Annotated in this window: 17 protein-coding genes; 10 read left to right on the plus strand and 7 right to left on the minus strand. The window is 72.2% G+C overall.

Going from position 1 to position 17,637, the window contains the following annotated elements:
* The first annotated feature begins 163 nt into the window (after positions 1–163).
* Positions 164–994 carry an NUDIX domain-containing protein gene (locus C6361_RS11155; RefSeq protein WP_107267688.1) on the plus strand — a complete coding sequence of 277 codons (831 nt, stop codon included), beginning with the start codon at positions 164–166 and terminating at the stop codon, positions 992–994.
* Between the two features lie 76 nt (positions 995–1,070).
* Here C6361_RS11155 and pstB read toward each other — a convergent pair whose 3' ends face one another.
* From pstB to C6361_RS11190, 7 genes are all read right to left on the minus strand, one after another.
* Positions 1,071–1,847, minus strand: coding sequence for a phosphate ABC transporter ATP-binding protein PstB (pstB, locus tag C6361_RS11160; protein ID WP_107263761.1), 777 nt, complete (start codon positions 1,845–1,847; stop codon positions 1,071–1,073).
* A gap of 16 nt (positions 1,848–1,863) precedes the next feature.
* Entirely contained in the window at positions 1,864–2,955 is a 1,092-nt protein-coding gene (gene pstA / locus C6361_RS11165; RefSeq protein WP_107267689.1) for a phosphate ABC transporter permease PstA, read from the minus strand.
* The gene (gene pstC / locus C6361_RS11170) at positions 2,952–4,076 is read right to left on the minus strand and encodes a phosphate ABC transporter permease subunit PstC (RefSeq protein WP_107267690.1); all 1,125 of its coding nucleotides are present in this window, start codon (positions 4,074–4,076) and stop codon (positions 2,952–2,954) included. The genes pstA and pstC overlap by 4 nt, the downstream gene beginning before the upstream one ends.
* Positions 4,077–4,125: 49 nt before the next feature.
* Entirely contained in the window at positions 4,126–5,229 is a 1,104-nt protein-coding gene (gene pstS, locus C6361_RS11175) for a phosphate ABC transporter substrate-binding protein PstS (RefSeq protein WP_107270887.1), read from the minus strand.
* Between the two features lie 418 nt (positions 5,230–5,647).
* Positions 5,648–6,736 (minus strand): mycothiol synthase, encoded by a 1,089-nt coding sequence (gene mshD / locus C6361_RS11180; RefSeq protein WP_159079291.1) that lies wholly within the window; start codon positions 6,734–6,736, stop codon positions 5,648–5,650.
* A 46-nt stretch (positions 6,737–6,782) separates the two neighbouring features.
* A complete protein-coding gene (locus tag C6361_RS11185; protein WP_234359445.1) occupies positions 6,783–7,877 on the minus strand; it encodes a polysaccharide deacetylase family protein in 1,095 nt (364 codons plus the stop codon).
* A gap of 230 nt (positions 7,878–8,107) precedes the next feature.
* Positions 8,108–8,821 carry a response regulator transcription factor gene (locus C6361_RS11190; protein WP_107257554.1) on the minus strand — a complete coding sequence of 238 codons (714 nt, stop codon included), beginning with the start codon at positions 8,819–8,821 and terminating at the stop codon, positions 8,108–8,110.
* A 269-nt stretch (positions 8,822–9,090) separates the two neighbouring features.
* Between C6361_RS11190 and C6361_RS11195 the strand changes: the two genes are divergently transcribed.
* From C6361_RS11195 to C6361_RS11230, 9 genes are all read left to right on the plus strand, one after another.
* The gene (locus C6361_RS11195; RefSeq protein ID WP_107267692.1) at positions 9,091–10,128 is read left to right on the plus strand and encodes a hypothetical protein; all 1,038 of its coding nucleotides are present in this window, start codon (positions 9,091–9,093) and stop codon (positions 10,126–10,128) included.
* A 148-nt stretch (positions 10,129–10,276) separates the two neighbouring features.
* On the plus strand, positions 10,277–11,089 hold the full coding sequence (locus C6361_RS11200; protein WP_107267693.1) for a DUF2993 domain-containing protein: 813 nt from the start codon (positions 10,277–10,279) through the stop codon (positions 11,087–11,089).
* Positions 11,090–11,177: 88 nt separating this feature from the next.
* A complete protein-coding gene (locus C6361_RS39185; protein WP_311202345.1) occupies positions 11,178–11,255 on the plus strand; it encodes an Ms5788A family Cys-rich leader peptide in 78 nt (25 codons plus the stop codon).
* 172 nt (positions 11,256–11,427) lie between these two features.
* Complete coding sequence (locus C6361_RS11205; RefSeq protein ID WP_107257557.1) at positions 11,428–12,276, plus strand: sulfurtransferase; 849 nt, start codon at positions 11,428–11,430, stop codon at positions 12,274–12,276.
* 5 nt (positions 12,277–12,281) lie between these two features.
* The gene (locus tag C6361_RS11210; RefSeq protein WP_107263764.1) at positions 12,282–12,602 is read left to right on the plus strand and encodes a DUF1416 domain-containing protein; all 321 of its coding nucleotides are present in this window, start codon (positions 12,282–12,284) and stop codon (positions 12,600–12,602) included.
* Positions 12,603–12,790: 188 nt separating this feature from the next.
* Positions 12,791–13,690 carry a hypothetical protein gene (locus C6361_RS11215; protein WP_107267694.1) on the plus strand — a complete coding sequence of 300 codons (900 nt, stop codon included), beginning with the start codon at positions 12,791–12,793 and terminating at the stop codon, positions 13,688–13,690.
* A gap of 64 nt (positions 13,691–13,754) precedes the next feature.
* The gene (locus tag C6361_RS11220) at positions 13,755–15,122 is read left to right on the plus strand and encodes a methyltransferase (protein WP_107270889.1); all 1,368 of its coding nucleotides are present in this window, start codon (positions 13,755–13,757) and stop codon (positions 15,120–15,122) included.
* Positions 15,017–15,658 carry a TetR/AcrR family transcriptional regulator gene (locus C6361_RS11225; protein WP_107267695.1) on the plus strand — a complete coding sequence of 214 codons (642 nt, stop codon included), beginning with the start codon at positions 15,017–15,019 and terminating at the stop codon, positions 15,656–15,658. The genes C6361_RS11220 and C6361_RS11225 overlap by 106 nt, the downstream gene beginning before the upstream one ends.
* A 169-nt stretch (positions 15,659–15,827) precedes the next feature.
* The gene (locus C6361_RS11230) at positions 15,828–17,591 is read left to right on the plus strand and encodes an alpha-keto acid decarboxylase family protein (RefSeq protein ID WP_107270890.1); all 1,764 of its coding nucleotides are present in this window, start codon (positions 15,828–15,830) and stop codon (positions 17,589–17,591) included.
* Positions 17,592–17,637 lie beyond the last annotated feature (46 nt).

Genomic DNA, 17,637 nt, shown 5'->3' on the forward strand with positions numbered 1-17,637 from the left:
TGCTTGTGCGCCCGCGACCTGCTTCTGCGCCCCGCTCCGTTACCGGCGGCCCGGCTCTGCGTGCCCCGTCCGTGCACCCAGCTCGACAGTCCGCGTACCGACTACTCCCCGGTCGGCCGGGCAGCTCGCCGGGCGGCGCCGGTGGTGCCACTACTCTCGCTGCATGACCAGCTTCGTCGTCCCGGAGTCGATCGCCGCGCACGCCCGCCGGTTCTATGCCGAGCGCGGGGTGCCGGTGGCCGCCCGGCCGGCCGCGACCGTGCTGCTGCTCCGGCCCGACGCGTCCGGTCGACCCGGCTTCGAGGTGTACATGATCCGCCGCGCCGCCAGCATGACCTTCGGCGGCATGTACGCCTTCCCGGGCGGCAGCGTCGACCCGGGCGACTCCGAGATCCGGCTCGACTGGACCGGGCCGGACGCCGCCGGCTGGGGCGACCGGCTCGGCCTGTCCCCCGGGGCGGCCCAGGCGGTGGTCTGCGCGGCGGCCCGCGAGGTCTTCGAGGAGGCGGGAGTGCTGCTCGCCGGCCCGGACCACCAGGCCGTGGTCGGCGACGTCAGCGGCGACGAATGGGAGCGGGCCCGGCAGGCGCTGGTGAACCGGCGTACCGGCTTCGCCGACCTGCTCCGGGACTGCCGGCTCACCCTCCGCTCCGACCTGCTGCTGCCCTGGAGCCGCTGGGTCACCCCGGAGTTCGAGCCGCGCCGCTTCGACACGTACTTCTTCGTGGCGCTGCTGCCGATGGGGCAGCGGCCCCGGGACGTTTCCGGGGAGGCCGACCACACCGAGTGGATCCGGCCGGCGGACGCGCTGGCCCGGGCGGCGGCGGGGGAGATGGCGATGTTGCCGCCCACCATGATCACGCTGACCGAACTCGACACCTGCCCCGACCTGACCGCCCTGCCGGAGATCGCCGCCGCCCGCACCCCGGCCACCCCGATCATGCCCCGCCTCGCGGAGACCGAAGACGGCACCCCGCACTTCCACCTCGACTGAAACGTGATCCCGGAGAGTTCGGCCTGCCAGGGTGAGCCGGACTCTCCGGGATCACCGAAGAGCGGATGTGCCGGGCTCAGCCGAAGCGGCCGGTGATGTAGTCCTCGGTCTTCTTCACGCTCGGGTTGCTGAAGATCTTCTGGGTGTCGTCGTACTCGATGAGCCGGCCCGGGTCGCCGGTGCGCTCGATCGAGAAGAAGGCCGTCCGGTCCGAGACCCGGGCCGCCTGCTGCATGTTGTGCGTCACGATGATGATCGTGTAGCGGTCCTTGAGCTTGAACATCAGGTCCTCGATCGCCAGCGTGGAGATCGGGTCCAGCGCCGAGCAGGGCTCGTCCATCAGCACCACCTGCGGCTCGACCGCGATGGTCCGGGCGATGCAGAGCCGCTGCTGCTGCCCGCCGGAAAGGCCCGCCCCGGGCTTGCCGAGCCGGTCCTTGACCTCGTCCCAGAGGTTCGCCGAGCGCAGCGCCCGCTCGGCCGACTCCGCCAGGACCGACTTCTTGCGTACCCCGTTGAGCCGCAGCCCGGCGACCACGTTGTCGAAGATCGACATGGTGGGGAACGGGTTGGGGCGCTGGAAGACCATCCCGATCATCCGGCGGACCGCGGTCACGTCCACGTCCCGCTCGTAGATGTTCTGGTCGTCGATGGTGAGTTTGCCGTCGACCCGGGCACCGGGCAGCACCTCGTGCATCCGGTTGATGGTGCGCAGGAAGGTCGACTTGCCGCAGCCCGAGGGTCCGATGAGCGCGGTGACGGTCTTCGGTTCGACGGTGAGGTGGATGTCCTCGATCGCCTTGAACGAGCCGTAGTACGCGGTGACGCTGTTCGCGTCGATTCGCTTGGCCATGATCATTCCTTCGGGGTCAGCGGCTGAACCGGTTGCGGCGGGCCAGCAGTTTCGCCGCGATCGTCAGGATCAGCACGAGGGCGACGAGGGTGAGTGCGGCGGCCCAGGCGCGGGCCGGCGCGTACCGGGAGGCGTCCCCGGCCTGCTGGTAGACGAAGAGCGCCAGCGACGACTGGTTGTTCTCGAACGGGTTGAAGTTGATCGCCGCGCCGCCACCGGCGACCAGCAGTACCGGTGCGGTCTCGCCGGCCGCCCGGGCGACGGCCAGCATCACGCCGGTGACGATTCCGGGCAGCGCGGTGGGGAGCACGATCCGCAGGATCGTCTTCCACTTCGGGATCCCGAGCGCGTACGCGCCCTCGCGCAGCGGTGCCGGTACCAGCCGGAGCATCTCCTCGGTGGAGCGCACGATGGTGGGCAGCATCAGCACGCTCAACGCCAGCGAGGCGGCGAAGCCCGAGTAGCCCGGCCGCCCGTCGTTGAAGTACGGCGAGACGATCAGGATCCAGAAGGCGAGTACGAAGAGGCCGGCGACGATCGACGGAATGCCGGTCATCACGTCCACGAAGAACCGGATGGTGAAGGCGAACCGACCCCGGCCGTACTCGACGATGTAGACGGCGCAGGCGATGCCGAGCGGCACGGTGATCAGGGTGGCGATGCCGACCTGCTCCAGCGTGCCGATGATGGCGTGGTACGCGCCGCCGTTTGGATCCCGGGCCCCGATGTTGTTCATCGAGGTGCCGAAGAAGTTGCCGTCCAGCCGCTCGACGCCCTTGCTGACCAGCGTCCAGGTGACCGAGGCCAGCGGCAGCAGGGCGAGCACGAAGGCGGAGTGGATCAGCGCGCTCCAGGTGCGGTTGCGCGCCTGCCGCCGCCCCTCCACCGCGTTGCTGGCGGCGAAGAGACCGATCAGGTAGAAGACGACCGCGAGCGCGACGACCAGGGCGGCGCCGCCGATCCCGGCGCCGTAGACCAGCGCGGCCGAGAGGAGCACGGCGGCGACCGCGATGCCGAGGCTCGCCGCCAGCGGCAGTTTCCGGGTACGCAGTTGCGGGCTCTGCCCCGGCGCGGCCGAGGGAGGTGCCGGCGTCAGTGTCGTCGTCATGCGGCGGACTCCGTGAACTCCCGGCGCCGGTAGATGATGGCCCGCGCGGTGATGTTGACGATCAGCGTGATCGAGAAGAGCACCAGACCGGAGGCGATCAGTGCGCCCCGGCCGACGTCGTTGGCCTCGCCGAACGCGTTGGCGATGTTGGCGGCGACGGTGTTACCGCCGTTTTCGATGATGTTGAACGAGATGCTGGAGACGATGCCGAGGGTCATCGCCAGCGCGATGGTCTCGCCGAGCGCCCGGCCCAGGCCGAGCATGGTGGCGCCGATGACGCCGGGGCGCCCGTACGGCAGCACCGCCGTGCGGATCATCTCCCACTTGGTGGCGCCGAGCGCGAGCGCGGCCTCCTCGTTGGCGGTCGGGGTCTGCCGGAACACCTCGCGGGAGAGCGAGGTGATGATCGGCAGCACCATGATGGCCAGTACCAGCGAGCCGAGCAGGATCGACCGGCCGAACGGACCCTCGCCGCCGAAGATCGGGATCCAGCCGAAGTACCTGTTCAGCCAGACCGAGAACTCCTGGACCGGGCTGTAGAAGAAGTCCCGCCCCCAAAGCCCGAAGACGACGCTCGGCACCGCCGCCAGCAGGTCGACCAGGAAGCCCAGCGCGGTGCCGATCCGGCGGGGCGCGTAGTGCGACAGGTAGAGCGCGATGCCGAGCGCTACCGGTACGGCGAGCAGCAGCGCCAGCACCGAGGTGAGTACGGTGCCGAAGGCCAGCGCGCCGATGCCGAACCTCGGCTCCGCCTCGTTGGGGAACCAGCCCTCGAAGGTGAGGAAGTTGACGGTGTTGGCGTTCAGCGCCGGTACGGCCTTGGCGATCAGGAAGATCGCGATCGCCACGATGATGACCAGCACCATCGTCCCGGCGGCCATGGTGAAGCCCTGGAAGAGGCGCTCGGCGCCGAAGGCCCGCCGCCGGGGCAGCGCACCGCCGCCACCCAGGCCGGTGCCGCCGCCGTCGCCGCCGCGCCAGCCGGCTCCGTCCGGAGCGCGGCCCGCGGGTGTCACTGGTACGTCGACCGACAGCGCGGCACCGGCGGACCCGGGGTGACCGATGGTCACAGCGGGTCCGCCGGTGCCGGCGTTGGCCGAGCGGTCTGGGGTGTCGCCCATCTGCTCGCTCGCTCCGTTGACGAAGTTATGAGGATGATCTATCGGTGGATCAGGCGAGAGCCTTGACCGACGCCTCGACCTTGCTGCGGACCGACTCCGGCAGCGGGGCGTAGCCCAGCTCGGTCAGGTCGGCCTGCCCCTCGGTGCTGGCGGCGTAGCCGAGGAAGCCCTTGACCAGCGCCAGCTTGTCGGCGGCGAGGCCCTTGGAGCAGACGATCTCGTAGGTCACCAGGACGATCGGGTACGCCCCGGACTCCTTGGTGTTGAAGTCGATCTTCATCTTGAGGTCGTCGCCCTGGCCGACCACCTCGGCACCGGCGATGGTCTTACCGGCCGACTCGGCGGTCAGCTCGGCGTACTCGCCGGCCCCGTTGCCGATCTTGGCCATCTTCAGGCCGCCGTTCTCGGCGTACGACATCTCGACGTAGCTGATGCTGCCGTCGGCCTGCTTGACCGCGCTGGCCACGCCGTCCGACTTGGCCGCACCGGTGCCGCCCGGCGCCTTCCACGCCTTGCCCTTGCCGAAGGTCCAGTCCGCCTCGGCGGTCTTGGCCAGGAAGTCGGTGAAGTTGTCGGTGGTACCCGACTCGTCCGAGCGGTGCACCGTCTGGATCGTGGTCGACGGCAGGGTGGCACCCGGGTTGTCGGCCTTGATCGCGGCGTCGTCCCACTTGGTGACCTTGCCCGCGAAGATCTTGGCGAGGGTGGCCGGCTTGAGCTGGAGGTTGTCCAGGCCGTTGACGTTGTAGACGACCGCGACCGGGCCGATCACCATCGGCAGGTGGATCGCCTTGCCGTCCGGGCACTTGGCGTCCGCCTTCGGCTGCTCGTCCTCCTTGAGCGCCGAGTCCGAGCCGGCGAAGTCGGCGGTACCGGCGATGAAGGCCTGGATGCCCGCGCCGGAACCGCTCGGCTCGTAGTTGATGGTCGAGCCGCTGCACTTCTGCTGGTACGCCTTGCGCCACTCGTCGACCGCGTTCTTCTGCGCCGACGAACCCTGGGCGTTGATCGTGCCCGTGGCGCAGTCGGCCGCCGCGGCGGAGCCGGAGGCCGATGCCTCGGTGGGCTCGTTATTGTCCGAGCCGCACGCGCTGACTGCCAGTGCCGTGGCCAGAGCGAGGCAGGCAATGGTGCCGTGCCGCTGGAGCTTCACCTGAAAGGTTCCCTTCACCTTGTATGAAAGCAAGCCCCGGGGCGCTGCCCCGGGAGCCGACTGGTGGTCGGCTAGTAGGGAAGTTAGGAGCGCCAGGTAGCCGGTTCGCCGGTCGCGAGTGAACGCAGGGTGAACAGGGGGAGCCGGCTGGGTGGCCGACTCCTGAGGGCAAGATGTCCGTTCCGTGAACCGTGGGACCGGTGCGACATCTAGGGCTATTAGTACGGTTCGCAACCCGCCCGGGCCAACCGGACGGACGGTGCCGGATGCTCCGTACGGCCCGGGCCGGTCAGCCGGCCGGACGCTGGCGATCCCCCGTGTGGTCGCCGCCGCCCGCCGCCCGGGACACCGTCGCGTCCACTCCGGACGGGCAGGGCCGGCGCGCCCGCCGCCAGCGCCTCGACGAGGGCGGCGACGGTCAGGCCGGGGTCTGCGCCGAGGTGGGCGTCGAGCGGTACCGCACGTGCCGCAGCCAGTTCGCGAAGCCGAGCCGGGTGTAGAGGGCCATCGCCCCGGTGTTGGACTCGTCGACGTAGAGCATCACCCGGGTCAGCCCCCGGTCGCGCAGGTGGTGCAGGCCGGCCAGGGTGAGCGCCCGGCCCAGCCCGAGCCCGTGACTGTCCGGGTCGACGCCGAGCACGTAGACCTCGCCGATCGGCGCGCCGCCCGCCGGCTGGTCGCCCCGCGCCGTCGCGCCGTGCGCCTCAGCCCGGCCGTGCGCCTCAGCCTGCCCGTGCGCCTCCGCCTGGCCGTGCGCCTCCGCCTGGCCGTGCGCCTCAGCCTGGCCGTGTGCCTCCGTCCGGCCGTGCACCTTCGTCCAGTGGAAGCCGAGCAGCCGTCCCGACGACTCCTCGACGGCGAGCAGGAAGCCGGCCGGGTCGAACCACGGCTCGGCGAGCCGCAGCCGCAGCTCGGCCAGGTCCCAGCGGCCCTGCTCGGGGTGGCTGGCGAAGGCCCGCCGGTTGACCTCCAGCCACGCCTCGTCGTCGCTGCCGGGCCGGAACGCGCGCAGCGAGACCCCGTCCGGCAGTTGGGGCTCGGGCAGCGGGTCCCGCAGCGAACGGCGCAGTTGCCAGAGCACCCGGGAACGGTGCAGCCCCAGGTCGAGGGCGAGCGCGGCGGCCGACGGATGGTCGCTGTGCGCCCAGACCAGCAGCGCGCCGGTTTCGGGTACGCCCGCCAGCGCCGTCGAGACCAGCGCCCGGCCGAGTCCCCGGCGACGCCACATCGGGTGTACGACGAGTTCGGCGGCGACCTCGGCCGCCCCGTCCGGCGCCTCCAGGTTCGCGTACCCGACCACCGCCCCGGCGGGTTCCCGGACGACGAGGTGGGTGGCGGTGCCTTCCCCGGCGGCCTGCCGGAGCCGCAGCGTCACGTGTTCGGAGAGCGGGTCGGCACCGTCGGCGGCCCCCGCGACGCCGGCCAGTGCCAGTATCGCCGCGACATCGTCCGGCGCGAGCCGGTCGAGCCGGGTCACCCGGGGGTCCGCCGCCTGCTCCATGGTCATCTTGTCACCGTAGCCTCCCGCCCCGGTGCGGCCGCCGGCCGGACGATCAGGACCGCACCGGCTGCCCGGCCGACGGGGTACCGGCCGCGGGTCGTCCGGCCGGGGGCGTCGCGCCACCCGCCCGACCCTGCGGCGGCTCACCGGGCGAGGGCGTGCCGGCGGACGGCGTACCGGCCGACGGTGGGCCGCTCGGCAGCGCCGCCAGGGCGTACCTCCGGGCGAGGTCGGGCAGCAGCCAGCGGAGCGCGACCAGGGTGCCCTGCCGGTTGCCGCCCGCGTCGTGCAGCAGCACGATCGCCCCGGGGCGGACGCCGGCACTCACCCGCGCCGCGATGGCCCCGGCGCCGGGGCGGGTCCAGTCCTGCGGGTCCACCGCCCAGTGCAGGGAGGTCATCTCCAACTGCCGGGCCACCGCGACCACTGAGGCGGTCCAGGCCCCGCCGGGCTGCCGGAAATAGTCGATCCGCGCGTCGGGTACGGCGGCCCGGATCGCCTCGTTGGTGCGGACCAGGTCGGCCCGGATGCTGGCGCTGGGCCGGCTGCCCAATCCGATGTCGTGCCGCCAGGAGTGGTTGCAGAGGGTGTGTCCCTCCGCCACGATCGCCCGGACCAGTTCCGGATGTGCCTGGGCGTTCTCGCCGACCAGGCAGAAGGTCGCCTTGACGTGGTAGTCGGCCAGCGCCGCCAGGATCTGCGGGGTGTACCGGGGATCGGGGCCGTCGTCGAAGGTCAGCGCCACGTAGCTGGCGCCGGTGCTGATCCGGGCGCCGTGCGGCCCGTCCTGCTCGGCTGGCAGCCTCGGCGGCTCGTGCGCCCGGGTTCGGTCCGGATCGGCGGGTTGCGCAGCGCCGCTGGGCGGGACGGTGGCGGACGGTGCCGGCAGCGCCGGGTCCGCCGGCCGGTTGGTCGGCCCGCCGGTCTGCCCCGGGTCGGCCCGTCCCTCGGCGGGTCCGCCGGCCCGGTCCGCGGAGTGCTGGTCGGTCGCCCCGTCGGCCTGGTGCTGGGCGCGGCTCTCCGGCCGGGCCGCCAGTGGCCCGCCGGGCCGGCCGAGGGTGTGGCCGAGCGCGTACGCGCCGCCGAGCACGGTGACGGCGACCAGCGTCGCGATCGTGAGCATCCGGGTACGGGACATCGTCGGCATCAGCGGTGCACCCCGGGGGCATCGGCCCGTACCGTCCTGAAACCCACCGTGAAAACCGCTGGTGTCACCTCTGCCTCCTCCGGACGCTCCCGGTCAAGGCTACGTACGTATTGCCCGAATCATCATGCTTTCTCGCATCTGCTGCGAACTGTCCCAGGCCGGTACGCCGGAAGGCCACCCGGCCGTACCGGATGGCCTTCCTGCTGGAACTGTGCGTCGGTGGGATCGGCTCAGACGGGCAGCGGCACGCTCTCCGACTCGGGCAGCGGGCGGGACGGCGGGGTGACGAACTTGTAGCCCACCTGCCGGACGGTGCCGATCATCGACTCGTACTCCGAGCCGAGCTTGGCCCGCAGCCGGCGTACGTGCACGTCGACCGTGCGGGTACCGCCGAAGTAGTCGTAGCCCCAGACCTCGCGGAGCAGCTGGTCGCGGGTGAAGACCCGACCCGGGTGCTGGGCGAGGAACTTGAGCAGCTCGAACTCCTTGTAGGTCAGGTCGAGCGGCCGGCCCTTGAGCTTGGCGGCGTAGGTGTCGGGGTCGATGGTCAGCTCGCCGGCCCGGATCAGCCCGCCGGCCGCCGCGGTCGCGTTGCTGAGCCGGCCGACCGCCAGCCGCAGCCGGGCCTCCACCTCAGCCGGACCGGCGCTGGCCAGGATCACGTCGTCGACGCCCCAGTCCGCGTTCAGGGCGATCAGCCCGGCCTCGGTCACCACCGCGACCAGCGGCACGCCGAGCCCGGTGGCGTGCAGCATCCGGCAGGTGGCCCGGGCCTCGCTCAGCTCGGAGCGGGCGTCGACGAGCACGGCGTCCGGGCTGGGCCCGGAGACGAGGGTGCGGACATCGCGCGGAGCGGTACGCACCGAGTGGGGGAGCAGGTCGAGAGCCGGCAGCACAACGGATGGTTCGCCTGCGCGCGCGGTCACCAGCAGCAGGATCTCCACACATCACCTCCGTCCCGGCGGCACGCAGGGCGCCGCGCGGTGGCCAGCGGCACTCGGGCGGGGGATCCGGGACCGCTGGAGACTGGGGTCGTCCCGGCGTCACTGACGGGTAGGTAAGGCTCAACCTTATCGGAACTTCCGCCGGACGCTCTCACACGTTCGGTTCATCGGTTGTGTGATCGGTCATTACAGGCAGGTTTCCGATCGTGCCACCGGTTCGGGGAAGCCGGGCCCGGCGCGTCGGGCGGTCGGTCTGGCACGATCGGGGCGTGTACCCCTCGACGCCACCGGAGACCGGCCGCGACTCCTGGCCGGAGAACCGCCCCGGCCCGGCCGGCCCGCACCGCGCCCCGGACCCGCGCGGCCGCCCCGCCGGCCCGGACCCCCGCACCTCCTTCGACGGCCCGCGCCCGGCCGACGCCGCCCGACCGCCGGGCGGCGAGGCGGACCCCGAGGACCTCGACGCCGAGGAGGAGCTGCCGCCGGTACCGATCCGCCGGCTGCTGTCGGTGGCGATCGCCGGCTTCGCCGGACTGCTCGGCGTCGGCCTGATCTTCGGGGCCCAGACGGCCGGTCCGGGCGCCCGGCTGCCGTTCGCCGTGGTCGTCTTCGGGGTGCAGCTGCTCTTCGTCCTCGCCTGGACCATGGCGATGCGCCCGCCCGCCCTGCTGCTGGTCGGCGGCGTCGCGGTCGCGGTCGCGGCCGCCGCCGACGCGGCCGCCGTGCTGCCGCAGATCGCCGCGCTCGCCCCCCTCGGGTACGTGGCCGCGGGCGGCTTCCTCGTCGGGGTGCTCGGGCAGCTCGTCCGCCGGGCCGACCGGGCCCGGGTGACCGAGTCGCTCGGCGCCACCCTCTTCATCGTGGTCGGCGTGGTCGCCTTCGGCACGCTGATCGTGCTCAGCCGGATCCCGAAGGGTACCCAGGCGATCCTCGTCTGCCTGACCGCCGCGGCGGTGGCGCTGGCCGTCGCCCGGGTGACCGACGCGGTGCTGCCCTGGCCGCGCCTGGCCCCGCAGGTGCCGCGCGGTGCCGCCGGCGTGGTGATCGGGGCGATGCTCGGCACCCTCGCCGCCGGCATCCTCGGCAGCTACCTGGTCGCGTTCACCCCGACCAGTGGTGCCCTGGTCGGACTGGTCGCCGCCGCCGCGGCGGTGCTGGCCGACCTCGGGGTCGGCTACGCCGAGGCGGGCCGGCTGATGGCCGGGGAACCGCCGACGATGTGGGTCGCCCGGCACATGCAGGGCCCGCTCGGCGGCTTCGCGCTGGCCGCACCGGCCGCGTACGCGATGAGCGTCTTCTTCCTCTGAACACGGCCGAACCGGGCGGGGGAGAAGGCGCTTCCCGACACCCGGTACGGCGGTGTACCTCGACGGTTGGAGATGTGTCCGGTCGGGTAGATAGTGGTCCCGACGACGGTGGTAGGCGGGTGCGACGGCACCGGATCAGGGGGACGGCGTGGCGGACAGCTATCCGGCAGACGGCGGGACGTACGACGAACGGCCCCGTCGGCGCAGGGGGCGTCGGGCGCTCGTCATCCTGGTGATCCTGCTTCTGGTGCTGGCCGCGCTGCTGGTGGTGGCCGACCGGGTCGCCGCCGGAGTCGCCGAGCGGGTCGTCGCGGACCAGATCGACAAGGAGATATCCCGGAAGAACGTGCAGTCCTCGGCGCCCGAGGTGACGGTCGGCGGCTTCCCGTTCCTCACCCAGGTGCTGAACGGCCGGTACGACTCCGTCAAGGTGCTGCTCCGGGACGTACAGGGTCCGGTGGAGGGCAGCAACGCGACGGTGAAGGTGCCGGAGGTGACCGTCGACGCGCGGGACGTGACCGCCTCCCTCGACACGCTCCGCTCCGGCCAGGGCGAGGTCACCGCCAAGACGGTCCGGGGCACCGGCACGGTGACCTACGACAGCGTGGTGGCGCTGATCGACCGGCCGGGAGTGCAACTGCGGGAGCAGGACGGCAAGCTCGGCGTGACCGCACCGGTCCAGGTGCCGATCATCAACCAGGAGCTGACGGTGCAGGGCATCGCGAACCTGACCGTCGAGGGCGACGAGATCGTGATCGGCTTCGACCAGCTCACCTCGGCCGACCTGCCGAACAACCCGTTGATCAAGACCTTCGTCAGCAACTTCGCCCGGCAGCTCTCGGTCCGGGTGCCGCTGCCGCCGCTGCCGTTCGCGCTGCAACTGCACGAGGTACGGCCACTGCCGAACGGACTGGCCGTCACCGCCAGCGCCCGCGATGTCGCGCTGAGCGAGGTCAGCTGATCAGAGCGGTCGGACCCGGCCCGGTGTCGATCCCGGATCGTGGTTGGTCCTGGGTGACGGGTCGGTAGCGCTGATAGGCTCCGTGGTCATGGGGACGCTCCTCACCAAACGGCGCGCGGTCGACCTGTGCCGCGTGGCCACCTGCCTGTGTCGCCCCGTCATCTGACGGCGGGGCTGTTCTGCGTACCCTCTGAGTCCTTCCCTCACGCCCGGCAGCGGCGCCGTCGCACGTACCCGTGATCCGTCCTATCAATGGGTCCCGCGCGTGACATGCGACAACAACATCGGTCGACCTCCACGCGCAGGCTCACACACAATCCTCACCAAGGAGTGATCTGATGAGTCGCGACACCGCACTCGTCTCGGCCGACTGGGCCGAGAAGAACCTCGACGCTCCCGGCGTGGTCTTCGTCGAGGTCGACGAGGACACCACCGCGTACGACGGTGGGCACATCGCCGGTGCGATCAAGCTGGACTGGAAGACCGACCTCCAGGACCCGGTACGCCGGGACTTCGTCAACAAGGAGCAGTTCGAGGCGCTGCTCTCCGAGCGCGGCATCTCCAACGACGACACCGTGGTGCTCTACGGCGGCAACAACAACTGGTTCGCCGCCTACGCGTACTGGTACTTCAAGCTCTACGGCCACCGCGACGTGAAGCTGCTCGACGGCGGCCGCAAGAAGTGGGAGCTGGACGCCCGCCCGCTCGTCACCGACCCGGTCTCCCGCCCGGCGACGCAATACACCGCGCAGGAGCCGGACCTGTCGATCCGGGCCTTCCGCGACGAGACGGTCGCCGCGATCGGCGTCAAGAACCTGGTCGACGTCCGCTCCCCCGACGAGTACGCCGGCCGGCTGCTCGCCCCGGCGCACCTGCCGCAGGAGCAGGCGCAGCGGGGTGGGCACATCCCGACCGCGCTCAGCGTGCCGTGGTCGAAGGCGGCCAACGAGGACGGCACCTTCAAGTCCGACGACGAGCTGCGCCGGATCTACGGCGAGGCGGGGCTCGACGGCAGCAAGGACACCATCGCCTACTGCCGGATCGGCGAGCGTTCCTCGCACACCTGGTTCGTGCTCAAGGAGCTGCTCGGGCACCAGAACGTGAAGAACTACGACGGATCCTGGACCGAGTACGGCTCGCTGGTCGGCGTGCCGGTGGCGCTCGGCGACGAGCCGGGGGAGGCGTGAGCACCATGACCGCTCCGATCGCCGCCGGTTGTGCGGCACCCGACCAGGCGGCTCCGCTGCCGGCGGGCCTGGACCTGGAGAAGGAAACCGTCATCACCGGGATCGTCAGCGCCGAGAGCGGCGAGGCGGTCCCCGGGGCGTACGTCCGGCTGCTCGACTCCACCGGTGAGTTCACCGCCGAGGTGGTCACCTCGCCGGCCGGGCAGTTCCGGTTCTTCGCCGCACCGGGCACCTGGACGCTGCGGGCGCTCTCCCGGCACGGCAACGGCGACCTCTCGGTCACCGCCGGCCGGGGTGTCAACGAGGTGGCCGTCACGGTCGCCTGATCCGCCGCCGATTCCACGACGGAGTCCCGCCGATCGCACCTGATCGGCGGGACTCCGTCGTTGTCCGCGCGGTTACCCGGGCAAGGCGCTGACGCAGCCGAGGGGACCCGACGCTGATTGAGCGATCGCTCAAACTCGGCTACCCTCACTTTTGAGCGATCGCTCAAAGCTGCGATGGGGGTGTCGAGATGGACGAGCCGGAGCGACCGCCAGGTCGACGGAGCGGCGCGAACTGGATCCTGGCCGGACTGATCGCCGGAGGCGGCGCGATCGCCTTCGTGCTCACCGTGCGGACCGGGCGGGCCGACAGCGCCATGCTCTTCGTCGGACTGCCGGTGCTGCTCGCCGCGGCGCTGGCGCTGATGCCGCCGAAGACCACCCACGGCCGGGTCTTCGTGGTCACCACCATCGTGCTGCTGCTGGCCTCGGTGGCCCTACACGAGGGCGCCATCTGTGTGGTGCTCGCCGCCCCGTTGGTGTACGCGGTCGTGCACGGCAGCACCGCCCTGATCCGCTGGCTCCGCGAGTCGTCCTCGCGCGCCTACGCGGCGCTGGTGCTGCCGCTGCTGCTGCTCGGCGGGGTCGAGGGCAGCGCCGACGGGTTGCGGATCGCGCCGGACCAGTCGGTCGAGGTGGTCCGGACGGTCCCGGTCCCGGCCGATGAACTCGCCGGCCGGCTGACCGCCGGCCCACGCCCCAGCCCGGTCCGATCCATTCCACTGTGGATGCTCGGCGTGCCCGTGCCGCAGCATGTCCACGGAAGCGGGCTGGGCCTCGGCGGCCGGTGGGCGTTCGGCTACCACGGCACCGCACACGGCCCCGGCGGTCAACTCGTGGCCGAGGTCGACTCGGTGGCGCCGGACCGGATCGGCTTCCGCTTCGTCGAGGACACCTCGATCACCGCCCGGTGGTTGACCTGGCAGCGGGCCGACCTGCACTGGCGTGCGGTCGACGCCGGACACACCGAGGTACGGGTCACCGTCGCGTACCGGCGGGGTCTCGATCCCTCCTGGTACTTCGGGCCCCTCCAGGACGCACTGGTGCACGAGGGCACCGGCCACCTGCTCGACATGCTCGACCTGCGATGACGACACCGGCAGCGGTGACAGCGGCGACGCCGTCGACTCCGGCACCGGCGGTGGCGGGATGAGCCTGACGACGGTCCGCTACCTCTGCCTGCTGCTACCCGTGGCACTGACCCTCGGCGCGGCCCGGCTGGAGCGCGGCCGCGAGGCCCGGTTCGCCGCGCTGCTCGCCTTCGTCGCGGCGGCCGTCGGGATCGCGGCCCTGACCGAACTGGCCCGCCCCACCGGGTGGTACGCCTTCGCCCCGGTCGACGGCACGTTCCGGGGCATGCCGGTCGACCTCTGGCTCGGCTGGGCCCTGCTCTGGGGGCCGATCCCGGTGCTGCTGCGCGGCCTGCTGCCGCTGCCGGTGGCGCTCGGCCTGCTCTGCTGGCTCGACGTGGTGGCGATGCCGCAACTGCGTCCGCTGGTCCACCTCGGGCCCTCCTGGCTGGTCGGCGAGGCCGTCGGCCTGCTCTGCGTGGCGCTGCCCGCCCAGTTGCTCGGCCGCTGGAGCGCCGACCGGCGCCGGCTGCCCGCCCGGGTACTCCTGCAACTGGGCGTCTTCACCGCGCTGGTGCTGTGGCTGCTGCCGACCGTGGTGTTCGAGTTCGGCGACGGCTCGTGGGATCGGCTCGGCCGGCTGCCGACCACCTCGCTCTTCGTACTGGCCCAGCTCGGCGTGCTGCTGGCCGTACCGGCACTGGCGGCGGTACGCGAGTTCGCGGTCCGGGGCGGTGGCACCCCGTACCCGTGGGACCCGCCACGCCGGCTGGTCACCACCGGTCCATACGGCTACGTCGGCAACCCGATGCAGGTCAGTACCGTCGGGCTGCTCCTGCTGCTCTCGATGGCGACCGGCAGTGGCTGGCTCGCCGTCGCGGCGCTGGCCGGCGTGGCCTTCGGCGTCGGCGTGGCCGGTCCGCACGAGCGGCGCGACCTCGACGACCGGTACGGTCCGGCCTGGCGCCGGTACCGGGCCCAGGTCCGCGACTGGTGGCCCCGGTGGCGGCCGTACCCGTCGGACGGGCCGACCGCGCTGCTCTGGCTCGACGGCGACTGCGGACCGTGCGGAGTCGTCGGCACCTTCCTGGATCGGCGTGACCCTCGCCGACTCCTCCTCCGACCGGCGGCGGAGCACGACCGCCCGCTGCGCCGTGCCCGTTATGCCGACGGCGACGGACACCAGGAACGGGGGGTGGCCGCCGTTGCCCGCGCACTGGAGCACGTCACCCTGGGCTGGGCCTATCTGGGCTGGTTGCTGCGATTGCCGGGAGTGGCCTGGCTGGCGCAGCTGGTGACCGATGCGATGATCGCACCGCCACACCTGACCCGGCCGCGAGGAGAGGAATGTCCGACACCAAGCAGCGACTCCTCCACGGGACCCTCGCCGCCATCGGTACGCACGGCATCGCCGGGATTTCCGCCCGGACCATCGCCAGCGCCGCCGGGGTGAACCAGGCGTTGGTCTTCTACCACTTCGGCAGCGTGGACGAACTGCTGGCGGCGGCCTGCACGGCCAACACCGCCGACCGGGTCGCGACCTACTCGGCCCGGTTCGCCGAGGTACGCACGCTGCGCGAACTGCTCGACGTCGGCCGGGCGCTGCACGAGCAGGAGAAGGAACTTGGCCACGTCTCGGTGCTCGCCCAACTCCTCGCCGGCGCCCAGACCGACCGGCGGCTCGCCGAGTCGGTCGCCGCCGCCCTGCGGCTCTGGGTGGACGAGATCGAATCGGTGCTCCGCCGGCTGCTGGTGAACTCCCCCTTCGCGGAGATCGCCGACGTCGGCGGGCTGGCCCGGGCCATCTCCGGGGCCTTCGTCGGCCTCGAACTCTACGAGGGAGTGGACCGGGCGGGGGCCGGGCAGGCGTTCGCCGCCCTCGAACAGCTCGCCCTGCTGATCGACGTCGTCGACGACCTCGGCCCGGTACCCCGGCGGGCGCTGAAGGCCACCGTCGAGCGCGCGGTCCGCCGTAGCCGGGAACCCTGACCGAGCCGGCGCCCGGGCCGTGGCGGCCCGGCGGCCGGTGCGATCCGGGCGGCCGGTGGCGACCTGGACGAGCCCGTACCGGAGCGGTGTGCCGGACGTGTGCGACGGGCGGGAACGGGAACCCGCACGGGTGGCGGAAAACGGGCTGAAACGGTCGATGGGGGACGTCATGCCGCAGAACTCGGCCGAGACCACCGTCGAGACCACCACGGTGGGCGAGTACCTGCTCTGTCGGCTGCACGACCTCGGCGTACGGCACATCTTCGGGCTGCCCGGCGACTACAACATGGAGTTCCTCGACCAGGTCGAGGCGTTTCCGGACATCGAGTGGATCGGCAGCTGCAACGAGGTCAACGCGGCGTACGCCGCCGACGGGTACGCCCGGCTCGCCGGAATCTCCGCCATCGTCACCACCTTCGGCCCCGGCGAGCTGTCGGTGGTCAACGGCCTGGCCGGCGCGATGGCCGAGTCGGTGCCGATCGTCTCGATCGTCGGCGGCCCGACGACGGAGATCATGGACCGTCGGGCCGCCATGCACCACTCCATCGGCGACGGTGACTTCGACCGGTGGGTGCGGGTCGCCCGGGAGGTGACGGTCGCCCAGGCCACCCTGACCGCCGGCAACGCCACCGTCGAGATCGACCGGGTGCTGCGGGAGTGCTGGACCCAGCAACGTCCGGTCTACCTCCGGCTGCCCGGCGACGTCGCCCGGCAGCCGGTCCCGAAGCCGCCCCGGCGGTTCGACCGGCCGGCCCCGGAGGTCGCCCGCGAGCAGCTCGACGCGTTCGACGCGGCCGCGCAGCGACTGCTCAACGGCGCCACCTGCCCGGCGCTGCTGGTCGGCAACCTGGCCCTCCGGTACGGCCTCGGTGCCGAGATCGCCGCGCTGCTCGCCGACCGGCACTGGCCGGCCGCGACCCAGGGGCTCGGCCGGGGGCTGCTCGACGAGACCGGCCCGAACTACGTCGGCGTCTACAACGGCGGGGACAGCGCCGAACCGGTGCGGCGGATCGTCGAGGAGGCCGACGTGCTGGTCTGCGTCGGTACCAAGTTCTTCGACTGGGACGGGCTCTTCACCGCCGACCTCGACCCGGACAGGATCATCTCGATCGGCCGGCGGGCGAGTTCGGTGGGCGGGCGACTCTTCGAACCGGTCGCCCCGGCCGCCGCGCTGGCCCGGCTGCACACCCTCGGCCCGGTCCGCGCGGTCGACTGGGCGACCGCGCCCGATCCGGGCCGGCCACCGGCGGCCCGGCTCGATCCGGCCAGCAACGCGCCGATCACCCAGGCTCGGCTCTGGCCAGCGGTCTCGGCGATGCTCGCCGAGGGCGACATCGTGGTACCGGAGACCGGCACCCCGTCGTTCGGGGTCGCCTCGATCCGGCTGCCGAGGGGCGCGGTCTGCGTACAGGCACCGCTGTGGGGAGCGATCGGGTACGCCGTACCCGCCGCGTTCGGCGCGGCGACGGCGGCACCGCAGCGGCGGGTGGTGCTGATCACCGGCGACGGTTCGCTGCAACTGACCGCGCAGGAGATCAGCCGGATGATCGCCACCGGTCAGCGACCGGTCATCCTGGTGCTGAACAACGCCGGCTACACCGTGGAACGGGCCGTCGACGGGCGGCACCAGCCCTACAACGACATCGACAACTGGCGGTACGCCGACCTGCCGGCCGTCTTCACCCGGCGGGTGGCAGTCGACTCGCACCTGGTCAGCACCGAGGGCGAGTTGGCCCGGGTACTGGCCGAGCTGGGCGGCGTACCGGATCGGCCGACCGTGGTCGAGGTGGTCCTCGACCCGCAGGACCTGCCGGCCGGGATGCCGCAGTGGGGCCGGGAGACGACGGCGGTCGACTACCAGTCGACGCTGGGCGCCGAACCCCGGCTCTCCTGGCGCGGCCTGCCGGACCAGCTCAGTGATCTGCCCGACTAGCTCAGTGATCTGCCCGACCAGCTCGGTGATCCGGTGGCGAAAGGAC

The organism is Plantactinospora sp. BC1 (genome assembly GCF_003030345.1).
Taxonomy (GTDB): domain Bacteria; phylum Actinomycetota; class Actinomycetes; order Mycobacteriales; family Micromonosporaceae; genus Plantactinospora.